Raw genomic sequence first — 18,045 nt, 5'->3', positions numbered from 1 at the left:
TATTCACTACCGGCATTATTATTTATGAGGTACAGTATGTTCAAAAATAAATTTGACACAGTTACTAATGTTTTCAAAGCTAAATCTAGTACAAGCGCAAAGACAATCAGGTCGGGTTTATTTGTTGCGGTAAACGTTGGTATGGCCAAAGCAATTAGTAATATAGACCTCTCTTCATTACAAGGCAATTCAGAAGATAAAGTCAATAAGCAAGACCTAATAATCATATATGATTATATTAACAAAGTAACTCAAGAAGAAAACTATAATATATGTACTAATAATCTTGATTATATAAAAAGCAGGATTTTAGAAGAAAATATAAGTGATTCATTAGCTGAAAAATTTTGTCAAGATGGATGGAATATAATAAGTAATGATGGTTCTTCGCTATTAACAGTGGCTATTGAAAGAATTAGGGAAAGACAACAAAAGAAAAATAGGGATTGTGATATTAAAATGGCTGTATCTCTAATTCTTGGTATGAAGAAAGAATTGATTACAAAACTGGAGAATTTTGCAGATAGTAATGATAAAACACTTCTACATTATTTAGCTGAGTTGGGTAAAGAAGATATTTTACGTTTTGTGATAGAAAATTCTAATTTTGACATTGAAGAAGCATTAAGGAATAAAGATAGAGATGGCAAAACACCACTACACTATGCGGCTAAATCTGGTAATAAAGAATGCTTGAAAATTCTCATAGAAAATGAAGCAGATTTTAGTTGCACTACCAATAATAAAACTGAGTTACACTATGCTGCCAGAAGCGGAAGTCCTAACCTCCTAGAATATTTAAAAGAAATATTGACAGCAAAAGGAATTTTTGATAAGGAGAAAATTAAAACAGATAAATATGGAAATAACGCATTACACTATGCTGTGCAATCTGGAAATGCTGAGTGCATAAAATTCTTCATTGATAATCAAGTACAATTTTTAAAAAATAAATATAATGAGAATCCTTTTCATAAGATTGCAGGTAACTCAGAAACTCAAGAAAATGCCATAAATTTTCTTATAAAGCATCTAAAATTTTTAGGTAGACCAAACAGTAAAATTGATCAAGAAAATGTAGATGGTAACACCCCATTGCATATAGCTGCAAAACATGGAAATAAACAGCTAATAGAATTGTTTATTAAATCAGGTGCAAAAATTGTTCAGAATAAACAAGGTAACACCCCCTTACATATTGCTATTATACATGGTAATACATATTGTATAGAGCTATTTTATGAAAATATAGGAAATAGCATACTTCAATCCAAAGGTGAGTATGGAAGAGATCTTGTACATTTAGCTGCAATGTACGGGAAGTATGATTGTCTAACATTTTTACTCAATAAATTTCCTGATTACGATTTAAGTACAGAAACACGCAAAGGAAATATGGCCCTACACTTAGCTCTATCGAGTAATACAGAAACAGAACTAAGAAAAAAATGTGTGAGTCTATTAATAGACAGAAGCATGCAAATAAATAAGAGTAATAATGAAGGAAACACCCCTTTACATTTTGCTGCCCAACTTGATTTATCGTTTTTAAGCATGATAGAAAAAAAGTTGGAAGAGAAGAAATTTGACGTTTATCAAGAGGTTTTGCGTGAGAATAGCAACGGTGACACCGTCTTTCATATGGCAGCACGTGTTGGTAATAAATCATGCCTTGAGCACCTTTTTAAAAAAGAGAGAGTGGGAGAAATATTAAGTAAGAAAAATAAGGATGGACAAACTTTACTACACTTATCTATCCTCAGTGGAAGAGTAGAATGCGTTAAGTATTTGGTAAAAAAAAGCCCAAAGGGTATTTTTTTAGAACAAAATACACAAAAAAAGTTGTTATTTGCAGCTATTTTGAGCGGCAATAAGGAATGTCTTGAATTTGTGTCAAAAGAACTTGTAGGTAAAAAGGTGGCTGCTAACATCAAAGTGTTATATGATGAAAATGACAATACACCGTTACACATGGCTGCTCTTGCCGACGACATAGGATTCTCTCAGTATGTTATTGAAAGTATTGCTAAGTCAATTATTAGGAACACAGTACCACTTTTTAACACAAACAGTCAAGGGCTTATACCTCTACATTTAGCTGCCATGAGCCTTAATGCTGAGTTAATAGAATATTTTATGACAGATAATCATTACCCCTATAATAAGAAAATGTTAAATGTTGTATCTAAATCTGGAAGAACAGCATTACACTATCTTGTAATGAGTGATAATGATTTTGAAAAAACTATAAATGAGGATTTTAAGCAAGGTCAATTTTTGAAAAAGTTGGTTTTAGAAAAGCGTAAACAAAATGAGCGCTTAAGGGAAAAAGCTATTAAAGCCTTATTCTACCTAACAATCAGCACCGGAGAGAAAACTGTAAATAAGAAGATAAATTTTGATATAAAGGATAATGCAAAAAAAACAGCTTTAGATTATGCTTTTAAACATGGCGACACAAATATCTTGAGGTTATTTTTAGATTTCTTTTATGAAATAAGGGAAAACAAAAAAAGGAAATATGATAGACTTAATATGGAAGATCAAGAAAGAAGCAAAAAGCTTCTAGACTACTATAATCTGGCCATGTCAATATCAAGTGTGATTATTTCTGTTTGCGTTAAGTATAATAATGCAGAACCTGAAAAGGAAGAAATTCTTACCTGGATTTCCATTGCATTTTCTTCGATATCATTTTTACTTATCTTATACAACTTAGTGATTGGCCTTCAAAAAGAACCTGTTAAACGTAAGATAGAAAACTATACTGAAAAAATGAACAGAATTGAAGAGGTTACAGGAAAGTTAGCTAAGACAAAAGTAGGGGATCATGATTTGGAGGAATACAACTCAATATTGGAACTATTAATAAAGAATGCAGAAGATATTTCACGATTGGAAAATGAACTTTACAAGTTTACGCATGAAACTAGATTAGAGAGTAAAGACAAACTCAATATTTCTCCTCAGAAAGTGAGTAGGGGTGGTAGTGCAGTACCATGTTCGAATAAGTCTTTAGAAGGTAGAAAAAGTTCACCTGTTTTGAATGATTTAACAGCAAAACTTAGTCTGTTTTCAAGACGCAACAGTAGAGTACAAAATACAATGGACAAGTTAGATAATCCATCATGTGTAATTACTATAAATGAGCATCCAGAAATTAAACCAAAAGCTCCGAAAAACAAATTCAAGAATGTTGCAACCAAGCTAAAAATAGGCAATATCTTTAGTAAGAAAAAAGAAGATCTTATTGCTTCATCAAGCTTATCAGAAGGTGCTAATCAAGAGAATATTACAAAAATGAATGAAGAAAACTGTGGGTTGATAAAACGATTTGGTGATACCAATGGGTATTCAAAATTTTCGACTCCTTTTAATCCAAGCGGTTCAACCTCAAGAGAAGAGTGTGGTAACAATCATAGTGCAGCGCGTCATGTGAGTTATGGTAGTGCAAATAATTCTGTGAGTGATAAGGAAGTTAGTAAATCTCCATCTCTAATACTTTCTAACTTTGAGGAGGGGATTACTGTTGACTGTTTTAAATTCGAAAGATATAGACCAAGGGTATATTCAAGTCCATCTTGTGTGAGAAAAAGAGCAATTACAGCTAGATCATTGGAATATGTAATACTTCCTGATCATATAGAAAGAGGAAAATAGATGCAGATTGTAATCACTGACTCTGATAGCATCAACTTTCAGAGGAGTGATAGTAAGCATTATAGTAAACTGTCATTGAGTAGTAGATAAGGAAAACATAGAAAAATTGGCAAGGCTATCGTATAAGATTATAGTAGAGAAGGAATTAGATAGTCTTGCTATAAAAAAGTTTATGTTTTCCTATTCGCATATGTTAACATTTTATTATATTAACGATAGGGTAAGGCAATAGCTGTTAATACTTTTGAAATAAAAGTTATATATGGTGCATATAGTTAAGTTAAAAGGAAGATTGTGGAAATTACTCCATCAATAAAAAAAGAATTAAAGCAAAGTATACTATATACTTGTCTAGAGAAGTGCAAGAGTGCGTTTTGGTTCATTTTCTGGTTTAGTTCAGGGATTAATGCGTTGATGTTATTTTTGCCACTCTATACTTCTCAGGTACTTGATCGAGTGATATCGAGCGAGAGTGTATCAACATTAGTTATGCTGACGATTATTACTTTATCTGCGTTTGCATGTTCTGCAATGCTTGAAACTTGTCGATATTTAGCCATGGCAAAAATTGGCGACTGGATTGATAAAACTGCAACACCAGACCTAATAGTAAGGTCAATTAGGCTAACATCAGTGCAGAGCTCAACTTCCAGCGGTGAAGCAATACGAGATCTTGGGGTAATAAAAAATTTCATTACAGGAAATGGTATATTTTCACTATTTGATACTCCATGGTCGTTAATTTACCTTGTTTTCATCTTTATGATACATACCTCTACAGGGTTTATAGCTATTGCCGGAATTATTATATTAGTTTCAATGGCAGTATGGAATGAACTTGCTACTAAGCGTATATTGAGAGAAACCAATGAAGAAACTATACGTAATATTAATGCTATAGATGTTGCAACACGAAATGCAGAGGTGGTTGAAGCTATGGGTATGTCAGAATTTATAGTTTCTGATTGGTGTAAACGGAATGATCAAAATCGTGCAATGCAAGTTACAGCGCAGAATCGTTCTAATGTGATTACTGGGATTACTAAGTTTTTACGCTCGACTCTCCAAATTTCAGTAATTGGAACAGGTGCATTACTCGCAATCACAGCTCACAAAACTGCTGGTAGTATCATTGCTGCCTCAATTTTGATGGGTAGAGTATTGGCTCCATTTGATGCAGCAGTTCATACTTGGAAATTTTTAAATCAAGCCAAAATGTCATATGGCAGGCTGCAAAGACTTATCCTAACATCACCAAAAAGAGAGCAAACTATGGCTCTACCAGAGCCTGAAGGGAAGTTGGAATTTGATAGAGTATTCTTTACTCCTTATGGGAGTAATAAGCCAACAGTAAAAGGAATATCATTTTTAATAGAACCAGGGGATGTAGTTGGTGTTATTGGCGCAAGCGCTTCTGGTAAGTCCACCATTGCCAAGCTAATTGTTGGTGTATGGAAACCCATATCTGGTGTAGTCAGACTAGATGGTGCTGATGTATACACTTGGAATCGAGAAAATTTTGGTAATTATGTTGGCTACTTACCTCAAGATATTGAGTTGTTCAACACTAGTGTTAAAGCTAATATTGCTCGAATGAGACCAGACCCAAATCCTGAAGAAATAATCAAAGCAGCAAAAACTGCAGGAATACATGAATTAATACTGAGCTTACCAAATGGGTATGATACAACAATAGGAGGACCTGGAGGAGTAATACTCTCTGGTGGCCAAAAACAGCTTCTTGGACTTGCAAGGGCTTTCTATGGTAATACTAAGCTTTTAGTTCTTGATGAACCGAATGCTAACTTAGACAGTAATGGAGAGGCGCGCTTGATTAATGCAATCAATGTTGCAAGAGAGCAAAATACTACCACTGTTATCATCACTCATAAGCTACCGTTACTATCCGTAGTTGATAAAGTGATTATCATGTCAGATGGTGTTATTTATGATATGGGACCAAAAGATGAGATTTTGAGCAGATTAGTTGCTCCATCACCAGATGCCACAGAAGATAAACGTTCTTCAGCAAGTGGTTAAGAAAGAGAGAAGCTGTCACACTTCTCTTTCTCTTATAGAGTACTATATGCACAGTTTATAAAATCTTAAGAAATTGTTATTAGAAAAATCCAATAATGATTAGCCGCGGAACCTATTTGCTAATTCTCTCACATTGACCTTAGACATTTCTGATATAGGCTCTTGTGTATATGAGACATCAGATTTAACGCCTTTTTTGTCATGACCTTTAGTAATAGAACATACTACAGTATCAGCCTTTACATGCTTAACACTTGGATCTGATTGAAACCCATGCTTTCTTTCCATTTGTGCTTCAAGCTTACTGCTATCATGTGTAACCCTACACCTTTCTAGATTACGGTCACGTTTGTCAGGAGCTACATATCCATCTATATCACTACATAAGAACGGGCGCACTTTGAACCTGTCTGAACTAACACCATTTTCAACACTTGCAGAATTATGAGCTTTTCTATTATTGCGCATTTTATCTACAGCTTCCTTTATTTTTTCTTTTGATGGTTTTGGCAGCAGTGCTGGCTTATATGCACATGCTGGTAGTTCTGGAAATGAGTCCTCCTGAAACAGCAAATGACTTTGGTTTCTCTTACTATCTGATTCTTCAATATTCTTTATTGGTGTCTTGAAAGAGTTTTCATTTTTCTTTCTTAGATCTAACTCATTTAATCCGCTTCCAACATTATTTTTTCTTGTTGTAGTGTGAATAACACCTGGAAGTTTCACTTCATACTTAAATTTTTTACCAATGGTATCTATTGACTCATTAGATGAGGAATCTATTTGAAACCTATCGTTTGAAAATTTTGATTTTGTAGCATCAAAAGATATACTACGTTTTTCTATCTTTTTATCAGTCATATTTTACCTCTAAACCTATTAACTAACAAAAGTATAAACTAAGAGGTATTAATTTTATGCTAATAAGGCTACAGAAGCATCACTGTAGGGTTTTCTATATAGTACTTAAAGGCATTTAAAAATTTTGCTCCGAGTGCTCCATCAACTGCTCTGTGGTCAACAGAGAGAGTAACTGTCATTACCTCTGCTATCTCTATTTTTTCACTTATGACAACTGGTTGTTTTTTAGATGCGCCGACAGCCATAATGCAAGACTGTGGTGGATTGATTATAGCACTGAAAGTTTTTATACCAAACATGCCTAAATTAGAAATAGTAAACCCTCCTCCTTGAAATTCTTCAGGCCTTAATTTTCCAGATCGTGCTCTATTTACTAAATCTTTCACTTCTTTTGATATAGATAAAACACTTTTTTCATCAGCATTTTTTACTATAGGAGTAATAAGTCCATCCTCAAGCGCTACAGCAATTGAGATATCTATATTTGAATATTTTACTATCTTAGTATCTATCCACGATGAGTTTATGTCAGGAAATTTTTTCATGCTGAAAGCCACAGCTTTTATAATTAAGTCATTAATTGTTACTTTATTGTTCTCATTTGCTGAATTAACCTCATTTTTGAGCGATATTAGCTTATCAACGTGGCAGTCTACAGTTAAATAAAAGTGTGGAATATTTTGCTTAGATTCAACTAGGCGCTGCGCTATCACTTGGCGCATATTACTTACTTCAACTGTTGTATTTTCCTCAAATCTCTCATAGCTTTTAGTTTGATCTAAAAATTCTAATACATCAGCTTTGATGATACGACCATATGGACCTGTACCTTTTAATCGCTTTATATCAACACCTTCATTTTGAGCTATTTTTTTAGCTAAGGGGCTTACTTTTATTCTATTTTCTGTTGCTCTATCCTCTTTTTTAGATCCCAGTGTCACGCACTGGGATGACATTGAAGAGCTAGATGAAATCGAAGGGTTGGATGATACTGAAAAATCGGCTTCAACCTCCTTCTCAACCTTGGTATTGATGGCAGAAGCTAAATCAAGTGCGCTTTTATCTTCCCCTTCCTCTAACATTAGAGCTATCAGTTGATTTACAGGCACGCCACTTGTTCCTTCCGACACTAAAATTTTTGCCAAAACTCCTTCATCGACAGATTCAAACTCCATTATGGCTTTATCAGTCTCAATTTCAGCGATTACATCACCTATTTCAACTTTATCTTGTTCTTTTTTACACCACTTTACAATTTTCCCTCCAGTTTTACTCATTGTTGGGGAAAGAGCGGGCATCAATATTTCTATAGGCATTTATTCTGCATTAAAAGATCTATTTAATTTTTAATTTACTCTTTACCCTATGTCAATCTAATCGTAAATCATGATACTTATATCATCCTAGTACGTGATGCTGGAATCTTGGTTGACTACTGTTATCCTACTATTTCTATTGCTTAGTCCTAGACAGAGTACAAATAGTAAGATCATCATGAAAATAGACGAATCTGTTATAATGGAAATAGAAAAATGTAGTGCTTACTATCCTCTCACAAACATATAGCTTGGGTACAGAAAAAATTTATATGAGGAGCTGGTTAAATTGATAAAAGATCAGAATTAATAGTAGTTTCCGAATCTTCTGTAGCAGGCTCTTCATGTGAAGCAGAGGACAGACTAACTTCTTTATCCTCTGTTCTCTGTATAGAACTACCACAAAAACTCCTTAACATCTCTTCAGCAGATGAATTTAAAATCTGTATAATAGACTTTTCACTTTGTTCTTTCAGCGATTGATCCATCTTAGAAATCAACTCGGAAAATTCACTACCTTCTTTTCTAGCTTCACTTTCTATCTTATTTTTTATGCTTTCTATATTACTTTGGTTAATTTCTTCTTTCGTTATGTTAAATGAATTAGCAATACCTTGATACTTAATCTCACAATCGCCACAGCCAACTATGCAAAGAGCAATAGAATCGGATATTTCACCTGCAGCCGAATTATGGATAGTGTAAGCTAAGCAATTGTCATGATATTTAATGCCAAGCTGTTGCTCTATCAATTCAGAAATTTCATTTTTTAAAGACACAAAGTACCTCCTTCTTACATTACTGTACCTTCTGATTAAAGTACAACAGCTGCTCCTAAATAGCAATCCATATATGGTTTACTTTAATAAATTATTAAAGTAAGAAGCTTTTACATCCTAAAACATAACTGAGATAAGCCAATGTAAAAAAATTTTTAAACGAGAATTATTGTATATATATTACTTATTTGGTAAAATTATTTTGGCAAAATAGCATATAAAAGTTGAGGCTAATTATGAATATTAAAGAACGAAAGGATTTACAACAGGAGTTATTAGGAATTGTTTTCAATATACTCATAGAAAGTGAAGATAGCGCCATAGAAGCTATGGAAACAAGAGCAGTAGAGATAATTAAAAAACTAAAGGAACACATTAATGATTATATAGAGTATGGTGGTCAAAAAAAGCCAATTTTAGATTGGGTTATTGTTTGTGATTCTCAGAATAATGTCAGACTAAATAACAAGTCGCTATTAAAATTTGAGAAGGCAATTAAGGATATTGGAGGAAGAGCACCGCTAAATGAAATAACAAGTACAATAAGGTTATTAGTAGAACAAGCACAGCTAAATCATGTTAGAATTAGAGGTGAGAGAGAAGTACCACTAAACCTCTTTGAGGAAAACATAATAATGAGAGAGCGAAGAAGGGCAAGAGAACAACAAATGCGGCCAAATTTTATTAGAGAAAGAGAAGCGTCATTGAATCTCTTTGGAAACAGGGATGAAAATGTAATAATGAGAGGACAAATGAGGTCACGCTATATTAGGCGTATTAGACGTGAAAGAGAAGTACCACTTAGTTCAAAAATAGGAGAATTAATTGGTGTAGTTTCATCCATAATTGTAGGTGCTTTCATTGGTATAATGGTTGGTATGGTCATTGCTGGTTTATGTATTGAGCTTTGTGTAATCACCACTGCAGAACCGATTCTTCTCATCATGGGTGCTACTGCTGTTATAGGAGCTATTGTAGCAGGAACTGCTCCTGTATTAAAGCTAATAGAGATGTTTAAAGGTCAAGAACCTAATCTTTCTCCTAGTAGCGGTCTGGAAAGCTCTAATACTGAACATACTTATTTAAATAGGCAAAGAGTTATTTAGAAAAAAATTGGAAGAATGTTCAAAAAAGTCCATTTATAAAATACATCGGCTTAACTATGATCTTATAACTTAAGCTAATTAATTAAAAATTTTTGTTTTAGCGGTTAAATAAAGCCAGATCTGATTAGAGAGAGGATCTCCTTACCTCTTCCTTACCTTCATTTTCATTTCTAACAATTTTTTTTCCACTTAATATGTCTCTTATTTCATCTCCTGTTAAAGTTTCAAACTCCAGTAGATTTTCAGCAATGAGCTCCAAGTCTTTCCTACGCTTGGTTAAAATGTCTTTTGCTTTTTCATAGCAAGAAAATACAACTTTCTTTATTTCCTCATCTATAAGTCTTAACGTATCTTCAGAAATTGTCTCAGAATCATGTGTGATTTGTTCACGATTGTGATATATTGGCCCTATTTTGTCACTCATTCCCCATTTTGTCACCATAGAACGTGATAAATCTGATGCTAGTTTTATATCTGAAGATGCACCGCTTGTGACTTTATCATAGCCAAAAATTAGCTCTTCTGCCACACGTCCACCCATTGCAACAGTTATATCTGCTAGCATCTTTTCTCTTGTGAGGGACACTCTATCTGTTTCTGGTAGTCTCATAACTAAACCGAGTGCTCTACCACGTGGAATAATTGTTGCTTTGTGTATAGGATCAGAAGCAGGAATATTAACTGCAACTACTGCATGACCAGCTTCATGGTAAGCAGTAAGCTTTTTTTCTTCTTCTGTAATGACTAAGGACCTTCTTTCCATGCCCATCATCACTTTATCACGTGCATACTCAAAATCATCCATGGTAACAATTTTCTTATTTCTTCTTGCAGCAATAAGCGCAGACTCATTCACTAAATTTGCTAGATCAGCCCCTGAAAAACCTGGCGTTCCCCTCGCAACTGTTTTTACGTTTACATCTGGTGCTATCGATATTTTCTTTATATGCGTATTTAATATTCTCTCACGCCCATTTATATCAGGTAAAGAAATAGTAATCTGTCGGTCAAAACGACCAGGTCTAAGTAGTGCTGGATCTAGGACGTCTGGACGGTTAGTTGCAGCAATTATTATCACACCTTCATTAGACTCGAAACCATCCATCTCAACCAGTAACTGGTTTAATGTTTGTTCCCTTTCGTCGTTACCGCCACCAAGACCGATGCCGCGATGCCTACCTACTGCATCTATTTCGTCTATGAAAATTATACAAGGAGCATTTTTCTTACCTTGATCAAACATATCCCGGACACGGCTTGCACCAACACCGACAAACATTTCAACGAAATCAGATCCAGAAATACTAAAAAACGGTACATTAGCTTCACCTGCAATTGCACGAGCAAGTAGAGTTTTACCAGTTCCAGGGGAACCAATTAAAAGGCATCCTTTTGGTATCTTCCCACCTAACACTTGAAATTTTTGCCTTTGTTTAAGAAAATCAACAATTTCAACCAACTCTTCTTTTGCTTCATCAATCCCAGCAACATCATCAAATGTCACTTTTTTTCCAGTAGTCATAAGCCTAGCTTTTGATTTGCCAAAGCTTATAGTTCTATTACCTCCTGCTTGCGTTTGTTTAAAAAGGAAAAGTAATAAACCGATAAAGATAAGGGTCGGAACCCATTGAATAAGTAATCCACCAATGATACCTATTGCAGAGTCTCCAATTGAAAAGGAGAACTTCACTTTCCTATCATGCAAACTTTTTATTAAGTCACTATATATAACACCACTTGAGTTAAAGGCTGACCCATCCCTAAACTTCCCTTCGATACTTTGGTTTCTTATTGTAATATTTTCTATATCATTATCTTCTAGTCTAGTTAAAAATTCTGAAAAAGGTATGGTTGTTTTATTCTTACCTATACTTCCGCTAAATTGAATATAAGCAACTGAAATAAGAACAATAATCACTAACCAGATCAATAAGCCTTCTAAAAATTTTTTCATTTACATTTCTAATTAAACACTAATCAAGCTTACCAAATTTTGTTTTATCGTGCTATTAATAATGCATCGAATCTTATCATCACCGTATTTCTCCGTTATAATTTACATCAGGATAAGCAACCACCTTTCCATTTTTTTCACTGTTGGAAAAGAGTAGTAAACTTTAGAAAAATAATTACAAATTTAAAAAATCTTGCCCCACTCATTGTAATCCTTAATTAAATATCAGTTAACTTTAGCAAATTTTCCTTTATTATACTAGAAATAAAATATTTAATCTCATCATCACTAGTGCTCTTACTATTATGTTTCATACATGGATAAGCAAGCATCTTTCCATCTTTTTGTACTGTAGGCAAAGAATAGTAAACTTCAGAGCAATAATCATAATTTTTTAGAAATTCAGGGATTTTTTGTGTTTTTTTTAGCGGAGCAATAGTTACTGAACACTCCTGATCTCCAAATATTGTGCAGCTAAACCTGTTATCCCATTCAATAGAACCATTTAATGGTAAGTGTACAGTAATTTCCTGTATATTTGACGATTCTCTCATTATCAAAATACTTTCTCCATATTTTCTTATTTTGCATCCATAGAGTGTGCAATTAACATCACTATTTTGTTGCAATATTCTATTAAATATTGCGATAAGGCTACGGCACCTTGGTTTATAGTGCTTGTTGACAATTGCCATTATAGAATAAAGAAGAAGCCTTAAAGCTATTTCCTCTGGCAGTTTATAAAGTTCATCTAGTTTAATTTCAATATAACCAAGATCATGAATATTAACGCAGTCATTAAGTGCAAGGCGTGTGTAGTGCATCAACGCTTTTGCAGCTCTTTTCATATGAAGGGCTGTGAGGCATATTCGCTCTGTTAAAATCTCTTGATTGTCACTTGCTTTAAGTAAGTTACGGTATAAAGTTCGTCTGTATTTTAAGTCATAATTGCTTCTATCTTCGATCCATTTTAACCGGTGAAGATTAGCGTACTTTTCTATTTCACTACGACTAAAATTTAACAACGGCCTAAATATATAAATACCATTTAAGAAAGATTTGTAATCCATTGATGATAATCCATCTACTCCACTACCTCGCTCCAATCTTAATAAGAACGTTTCTGCTTGATCATCTTTGTGATGAGCAACGAGCAAACATTTAACATTATTGTTTTTACACCACTCTGCTAGTAACTTATATCGTGCTTTTCGTGCCTGTAACTGAATATTACCTTTAATATTTTGCTTCTCCCAATTTAATATGAACGATTCCTTTGCTCCAAGTTCTTTTGCATAACTTATAACAAAATCAGCTTCTTTTTGAGACTCTGAACGTAACCCATGATTTACTGTTAATGCTATAGGAAGTGAAAGCTTGTTTTTTTTTGCCCAGTTAGTCATTAAATGCAGTAAGACTATACTATCTACACCACCTGATACTGCAACTGCGATTTGGTTATGGAAAGCAAAGCTATTAGCTATATTTTGAAATAATAACTCTAATTTCATTATGTTTCTTGATGGCCAGATAGTCTCTACGTCATACAGCAACTTATTTGTGGTATATATAGATCCCGCTAACAAGCAGCGGAATTGCTCTCTTTTGTCATCCCAGTGCTTGACACTGGGATCCAGGTTTTAATGCAAGAAACTACTTCTTTATTCCAGAAAATGAAAATTCCACTCTACGATTTTTAGCATGCTCTTTTTCATATTTGGAATTTCTAGAATCATCTTTTACATTAACCAAAGGCTCAGTTTCACCTTTAGAAGCAGTTTTTATTCTATTTTCTAGATAAGGTGTACAGCTGACCATAAATTTTTTAGCTGCATCTGCTCTTCTAGCTCCTAGTGCAAGATTATACTCGTGAGAACCACGATTGTCAGTATGACCAGTTAAAGTGACCTTTGCGTCAGGATTATTTTGTAACACTTCCATCACGTCAAGTAATGCATCTGCACTCACTTCACTGATACTAGATTCATCATAACCAAAGAAAACTCTTTTATCACCTATCTGCTTAACAACAGCATTCATTTTATTTGTCGTATTTACTCCTTTTTTAGGGCAAGAACTTACACCAGTAAGCAGTAAACAAAAACAACACATTATAATCAGTCTACTCCACATCACTAAACCTCCATAAATTTAAAATATAGTGCGTAATTTTAATTTTAGTACTAATAATCCCTCTATACTAGAATAGAGTCAAGGGAAATAAAATACTAAATGTTTTCTTTACAATCTTATAATTAATTTTCTGATAAGATGCTCAATTCTTAGCAATGAAGTACAATAAAAGAATAAAAATACAATTTTTTATTGTACTTTAAGCAAATATACTTTTAACTTTATTATTAATCTATTACGATATTAAGCAGATGTTTCAAAGCAATGAATAAAAATGAGATCTTATAAGTTTTTAGAGGAAGTATTACATAAGGTAAGGAATATCGAAAACACACTAAAACTACTAAGCAAAAGCCAATTGAATGTAGAGGACAAAGTTGAACAAATGTGTCTTCTAGAGGAAATCAGACATGAAATTATCTCTCATGATGCAATAAAGGAATCATTAGCGAATGCTCTTAGGAATAAAAAGAGTGCTAATATTCAGCAGCTAAAGTTAATAGAGGGGATACACAAAAGCAGCAGTGCTATTCCTGTTGATTTAGTAAAATCTTTGTCCAAAGCTAAGATTGAATGCCAAAACTTATGGAGGCTAACTAATTCTGAAATTAGTAACTTAGAAAAGCTGAAAGAATGCTTTACTAACCTAATTAAGCTTACTCGTGAAGCAGCTTCTATAAAATCGCAGCAATTAAAGCGCTCAAACTATGAGTCATTGCTTGCTGACTATGACTCTAATATCACAGAAAAGAACATAAAGGAAATATTTCCTAAGCTAGGTAAATTTTTTAGTGAAAATGTAGAGAAAGTAACTCAAAAGCAGAAGAAGGATAAGGTTACTAATATACAAAAAGTTACGGTTCAGAGACAGATTGAACTTGGTTCCTTATTCTTACAGCAAATGAGTGTTACACCAAATGAGATTTCCATTTCTTATTACGATCCTATCGATTATGATGAATCTGACCTTTGTTATGGTTTATTTTTACTTTTACGGCATACTGGTTATGCAATTCATCAAAAATGTTTAGCGCAAAATTCTATAAAGAGCTCAATTACGAAACATATTATGTATGAAACTCAAGGGTTATTCATGGAAAGGATCATTGGAACATCCAGAGAATTTATTGAGTTCATTCAACCACACATAAAGGAGAAACTTTCTACAAAAGGCAAAATTAATAGTAGTGTTGAAAATTTGTATTTGATTTTCAATAAAGTAAATCTTTCATCTTTTTTGAAGAATGCGGATGAATTTAGTTTATTGGCTCACATTATGCTAAGAACTAAATTAGAACAAGATCTAATAAATGGTACGTTAGAAGTTAAAGATCTACACGATAAATGGTTGGAAGGTATGAAGCATTACAAGATTTCAGTAAAAGCTAAAAATGAGCTAGACACTTATTTTCAAGATGAGTATTGGATAAGTGGTGTTATAGGCTACTTTCCTATTAAAGTCATAGCGTTAATCGCTGCTGTGCAGTTTTTTTCTTTCATTAAGAAAAATCATTACGAATTTTTAGATTCTATAGTAAAAGGAGATTTCAGTTTACTTATCGATTGGTTCTCTAAAAATGTATATAGTGCAAATTATGGCTTTTTGGAACAGCTAAAAAAGGTAACAGGTAGGGATTTAGATATTGAGTGCTACACTAGCTACTTATCTGAAAAGTATAATTTGTCTCAATAAATGGTTTTCTTGAGTTGTGTATGAGTTTTGTTCAGAATTTAATCAGAAATTTTTTTACTTTCAAAGGTTTATTTGCTAGCGATATTGCTATAGATCTTGGTACTGCAAATACTTTAGTTTATCAGAAAAGTCAGGGGATAGTGCTTGATGAACCCTCAGTTGTAGCAAGAGTAAAAGAAAAAGGAAGTTACGTTCCTTATGCTTTTGGCAAAAAAGCTAAGATGATGCTCGGAAAAACACCTGGAGAAATAGAAGCGATAAGGCCCTTGAAAGACGGAGTTATTGCTGATTTTAAAAGCGCGGAAGAAATGTTAAAATATTTCATACGCAGCGCAAACACAAGATTCACTGTTAATAAGCCTAATATTATCATATGTGTTCCATCTGGATCTACCCCAGTTGAAAGGCGTGCTATACAAGATGCAGCAGAAAGTGCTGGTGCAAATGAAGTATTCTTAATTGAAGAACCAATGGCTGCAGCAATTGGGGCTGGACTTCCAGTTACCGAACCTGAAGGTTCTATGATTGTTGACATAGGAGGTGGTACAACTGAAGTTGCAATTATTTCTTTAGGTGGAATTGTTTATTCACGTTCTGCCAGAGTAGGTGGCGATATTATGGATGAGGCAATAAAGTCATACATTCGTGAAAATCATAAGTTATTGATTGGCGAAACAACTGCTGAAAAAATTAAGAAAAGCGTCGGTTCAGCCAGTCTGCCAGTTGAAAACAACAAAGAGGGAATGATAATTAAAGGCAGGGATTTAGTGAGTGGTATGCCAAAAGAAATGCTTTTATCAGAATATCAAGTTGCAGAGAGCCTAATAGAGCCTGTACATCAGATAATTTCTGCTATTAGAACTGCACTGGAGAGTACTCCACCTGAACTTTCTTCTGATATAGTTGATAGAGGAATAATTTTATCTGGTGGAGGTGGGTTATTGCGCAACTTGAGTAAAGTTATTAGTGAAACAACAAAATTACCAGTTCGTGTTGCAGATGATCCACTTTGTTGTGTTGCCCTGGGTAGCGGAAAAGTACTTGAAAACATGGACTATTTTGGCCATGTTTTATTCAAGCAAGATTAAATTGTTTTTGAAGGCAGTTTATCGAATTGTTTTGATGGAATTATGTAATATAAATGAGATCCCAGTGTCACGCACCAAGTAATTTAAAGGCAACTTCCAGCAGGAAGGGGTGTCATCCCAGCGCTTGACACTGGAACTTGACTACAAATAAGTACGCTGTTTCGATGAAATTGTGTAATAGAAACTGGATTCCAGTGCTTGACACCAGGTTTGTGTTTATAAATTATATGCTAAAAGAATTTGAAATTGAACCTTTATTAAAAGATAAAGCTCCGCATCAAACTAAGGCTATTGTTGCAATGTCCGGGGGAGTTGATAGCTCCGTTGCTGCAGCACTGCTGTATAACCTTGGGTACGAAGTGATAGGTGTGACTCTTCAGCTCTATGGCAGTGATGGTAATGCGAGAAAGGGTGCATGCTGCGCTGGACAGGATATTTATGATGCCAAATACGTGGCTGAAAGTGTTGGCTTTCCCCACTATATTTTAAACTACGAGGAAATATTCAAAAAGGAAGTAATAGAGGATTTTGCAAATACCTATATGCGTGGGGAAACCCCCATACCATGTGTAAGATGTAACCAAACAGTAAAATTCCGTGATCTATTGCAAGTCACAAAAAATCTTGGTGCGGATGTGCTCGTAACAGGACATTACGTAAGAAGATTAGAAGAAAATGGTGAGGTAAAGTTGTGCAGAAGTATTGATAAAAGTAAAGATCAAAGTTATTTTTTGTTTGCTACAACTGAGGAGCAGTTAAAGCTTTTGCGATTTCCACTAGGTGAGTTCTATAAAAGTGATATAAGAAAATTAGCAAAATATTTTAGCTTACAAATCTCTGAAAAGCCGGATAGTCAAGATATATGCTTTGTTTCCGAAAGCTATAGTAAAACAATAGCTAAATTAGCTCCACAATCTGTACAGAAAGGTAAAATAGTGGATATTCATGGAAAAGTGCTAGGTGAGCACAGCGGCATAGTAAATTTTACAGTGGGCCAGAGAAGAGGCCTCTGCATTGCACACAGTGAGCCTCTTTATGTAGTAAGAATTAATACAGAAAATAATGAAGTTGTAGTAGGCCCGATCAATGCTCTAATGCAAAAAAAGATATTGGTCAAAGAGTTAAATTGGTTAGAACAACCAAAAGAAGGCATGGAAGTAACTGTGAAGCTTAGGTCATCACATGCAGGAAGCTTAGCGACAATACATTCGACTGACGAAAAAAATAAAGCCTGTGTAATTTTAAACGACGATTACTTTGGCATCAGTCCAGGTCAAGCCTGTGTAGCATATAAGGGCGAACAAGTTATAGGTGGAGGTTGGATATGCTCCTAACTTGGTGGTTTAATTTTTTAATGCAGAATGTAAACATACAATAAAATTTATTGCTGTTTTATCCTATATTCTTTATACTAT

Annotated in this window: 12 protein-coding genes; 6 read left to right on the top strand and 6 right to left on the bottom strand. The window is 34.0% G+C overall.

Annotated features, from left to right (window positions below; translation table 11 throughout):
- Positions 1-36 precede the first annotated feature (36 nt).
- Positions 37-3,660 (top strand): ankyrin repeat domain-containing protein, encoded by a 3,624-nt coding sequence (locus tag ACICP1_RS05455; protein WP_395461251.1) that lies wholly within the window; start codon positions 37-39, stop codon positions 3,658-3,660.
- Between the two features lie 294 nt (positions 3,661-3,954).
- Positions 3,955-5,700 carry a type I secretion system permease/ATPase gene (locus ACICP1_RS05450; RefSeq protein WP_064085532.1) on the top strand — a complete coding sequence of 582 codons (1,746 nt, stop codon included), beginning with the start codon at positions 3,955-3,957 and terminating at the stop codon, positions 5,698-5,700.
- Between the two features lie 99 nt (positions 5,701-5,799).
- Here ACICP1_RS05450 and ACICP1_RS05445 read toward each other — a convergent pair whose 3' ends face one another.
- The 3 genes from ACICP1_RS05445 to ACICP1_RS05435 all read right to left on the bottom strand — a co-directional run bounded on the left by ACICP1_RS05445 (position 5,800) and on the right by ACICP1_RS05435 (position 8,656).
- Positions 5,800-6,561 (bottom strand): hypothetical protein, encoded by a 762-nt coding sequence (locus tag ACICP1_RS05445; RefSeq protein WP_010403294.1) that lies wholly within the window; start codon positions 6,559-6,561, stop codon positions 5,800-5,802.
- Between the two features lie 68 nt (positions 6,562-6,629).
- Positions 6,630-7,877, bottom strand: a complete 1,248-nt coding sequence (locus ACICP1_RS05440) for a pyruvate dehydrogenase complex dihydrolipoamide acetyltransferase (RefSeq protein ID WP_019236772.1) — start codon at positions 7,875-7,877, stop codon at positions 6,630-6,632.
- 284 nt (positions 7,878-8,161) lie between these two features.
- Positions 8,162-8,656, bottom strand: a complete 495-nt coding sequence (locus ACICP1_RS05435) for a hypothetical protein (protein WP_010403296.1) — start codon at positions 8,654-8,656, stop codon at positions 8,162-8,164.
- A gap of 236 nt (positions 8,657-8,892) precedes the next feature.
- Between ACICP1_RS05435 and ACICP1_RS05430 the strand changes: the two genes are divergently transcribed.
- Complete coding sequence (locus ACICP1_RS05430) at positions 8,893-9,762, top strand: hypothetical protein (RefSeq protein ID WP_395461250.1); 870 nt, start codon at positions 8,893-8,895, stop codon at positions 9,760-9,762.
- Positions 9,763-9,886: 124 nt separating this feature from the next.
- On the opposite strand, the gene ftsH is transcribed toward ACICP1_RS05430, so the two are convergent.
- From ftsH to ACICP1_RS05415, 3 genes are all read right to left on the bottom strand, one after another.
- Positions 9,887-11,716: an ATP-dependent zinc metalloprotease FtsH gene (ftsH, locus tag ACICP1_RS05425; RefSeq protein WP_395461249.1), complete on the bottom strand. Its 1,830-nt coding sequence runs from the start codon at positions 11,714-11,716 to the stop codon at positions 9,887-9,889.
- A 218-nt stretch (positions 11,717-11,934) separates the two neighbouring features.
- Positions 11,935-13,227, bottom strand: coding sequence for a tRNA lysidine(34) synthetase TilS (gene tilS, locus ACICP1_RS05420; RefSeq protein ID WP_264704550.1), 1,293 nt, complete (start codon positions 13,225-13,227; stop codon positions 11,935-11,937).
- Positions 13,228-13,369: 142 nt separating this feature from the next.
- On the bottom strand, positions 13,370-13,849 hold the full coding sequence (locus ACICP1_RS05415) for an OmpA family protein (RefSeq protein WP_007302208.1): 480 nt from the start codon (positions 13,847-13,849) through the stop codon (positions 13,370-13,372).
- Positions 13,850-14,123: 274 nt separating this feature from the next.
- Here ACICP1_RS05415 and ACICP1_RS05410 point away from each other — a divergent pair, with 274 nt between their 5' ends.
- The 3 genes from ACICP1_RS05410 to mnmA all read left to right on the top strand — a co-directional run bounded on the left by ACICP1_RS05410 (position 14,124) and on the right by mnmA (position 17,964).
- Positions 14,124-15,542: a carboxypeptidase gene (locus ACICP1_RS05410; protein WP_010403317.1), complete on the top strand. Its 1,419-nt coding sequence runs from the start codon at positions 14,124-14,126 to the stop codon at positions 15,540-15,542.
- Positions 15,543-15,562: 20 nt separating this feature from the next.
- On the top strand, positions 15,563-16,630 hold the full coding sequence (locus tag ACICP1_RS05405) for a rod shape-determining protein (RefSeq protein ID WP_264376115.1): 1,068 nt from the start codon (positions 15,563-15,565) through the stop codon (positions 16,628-16,630).
- A 227-nt stretch (positions 16,631-16,857) separates the two neighbouring features.
- Positions 16,858-17,964, top strand: coding sequence for a tRNA 2-thiouridine(34) synthase MnmA (mnmA, locus tag ACICP1_RS05400; protein ID WP_264376559.1), 1,107 nt, complete (start codon positions 16,858-16,860; stop codon positions 17,962-17,964).
- The last annotated feature ends 81 nt before the right edge of the window (positions 17,965-18,045 follow it).

This window comes from Wolbachia endosymbiont (group B) of Ablattaria laevigata (genome assembly GCF_964277395.1).
Lineage (GTDB): Bacteria > Pseudomonadota > Alphaproteobacteria > Rickettsiales > Anaplasmataceae > Wolbachia.
Note: the sequence above shows the minus strand (reverse complement) of the source record. Positions and strands in the feature narration are given on the sequence as shown.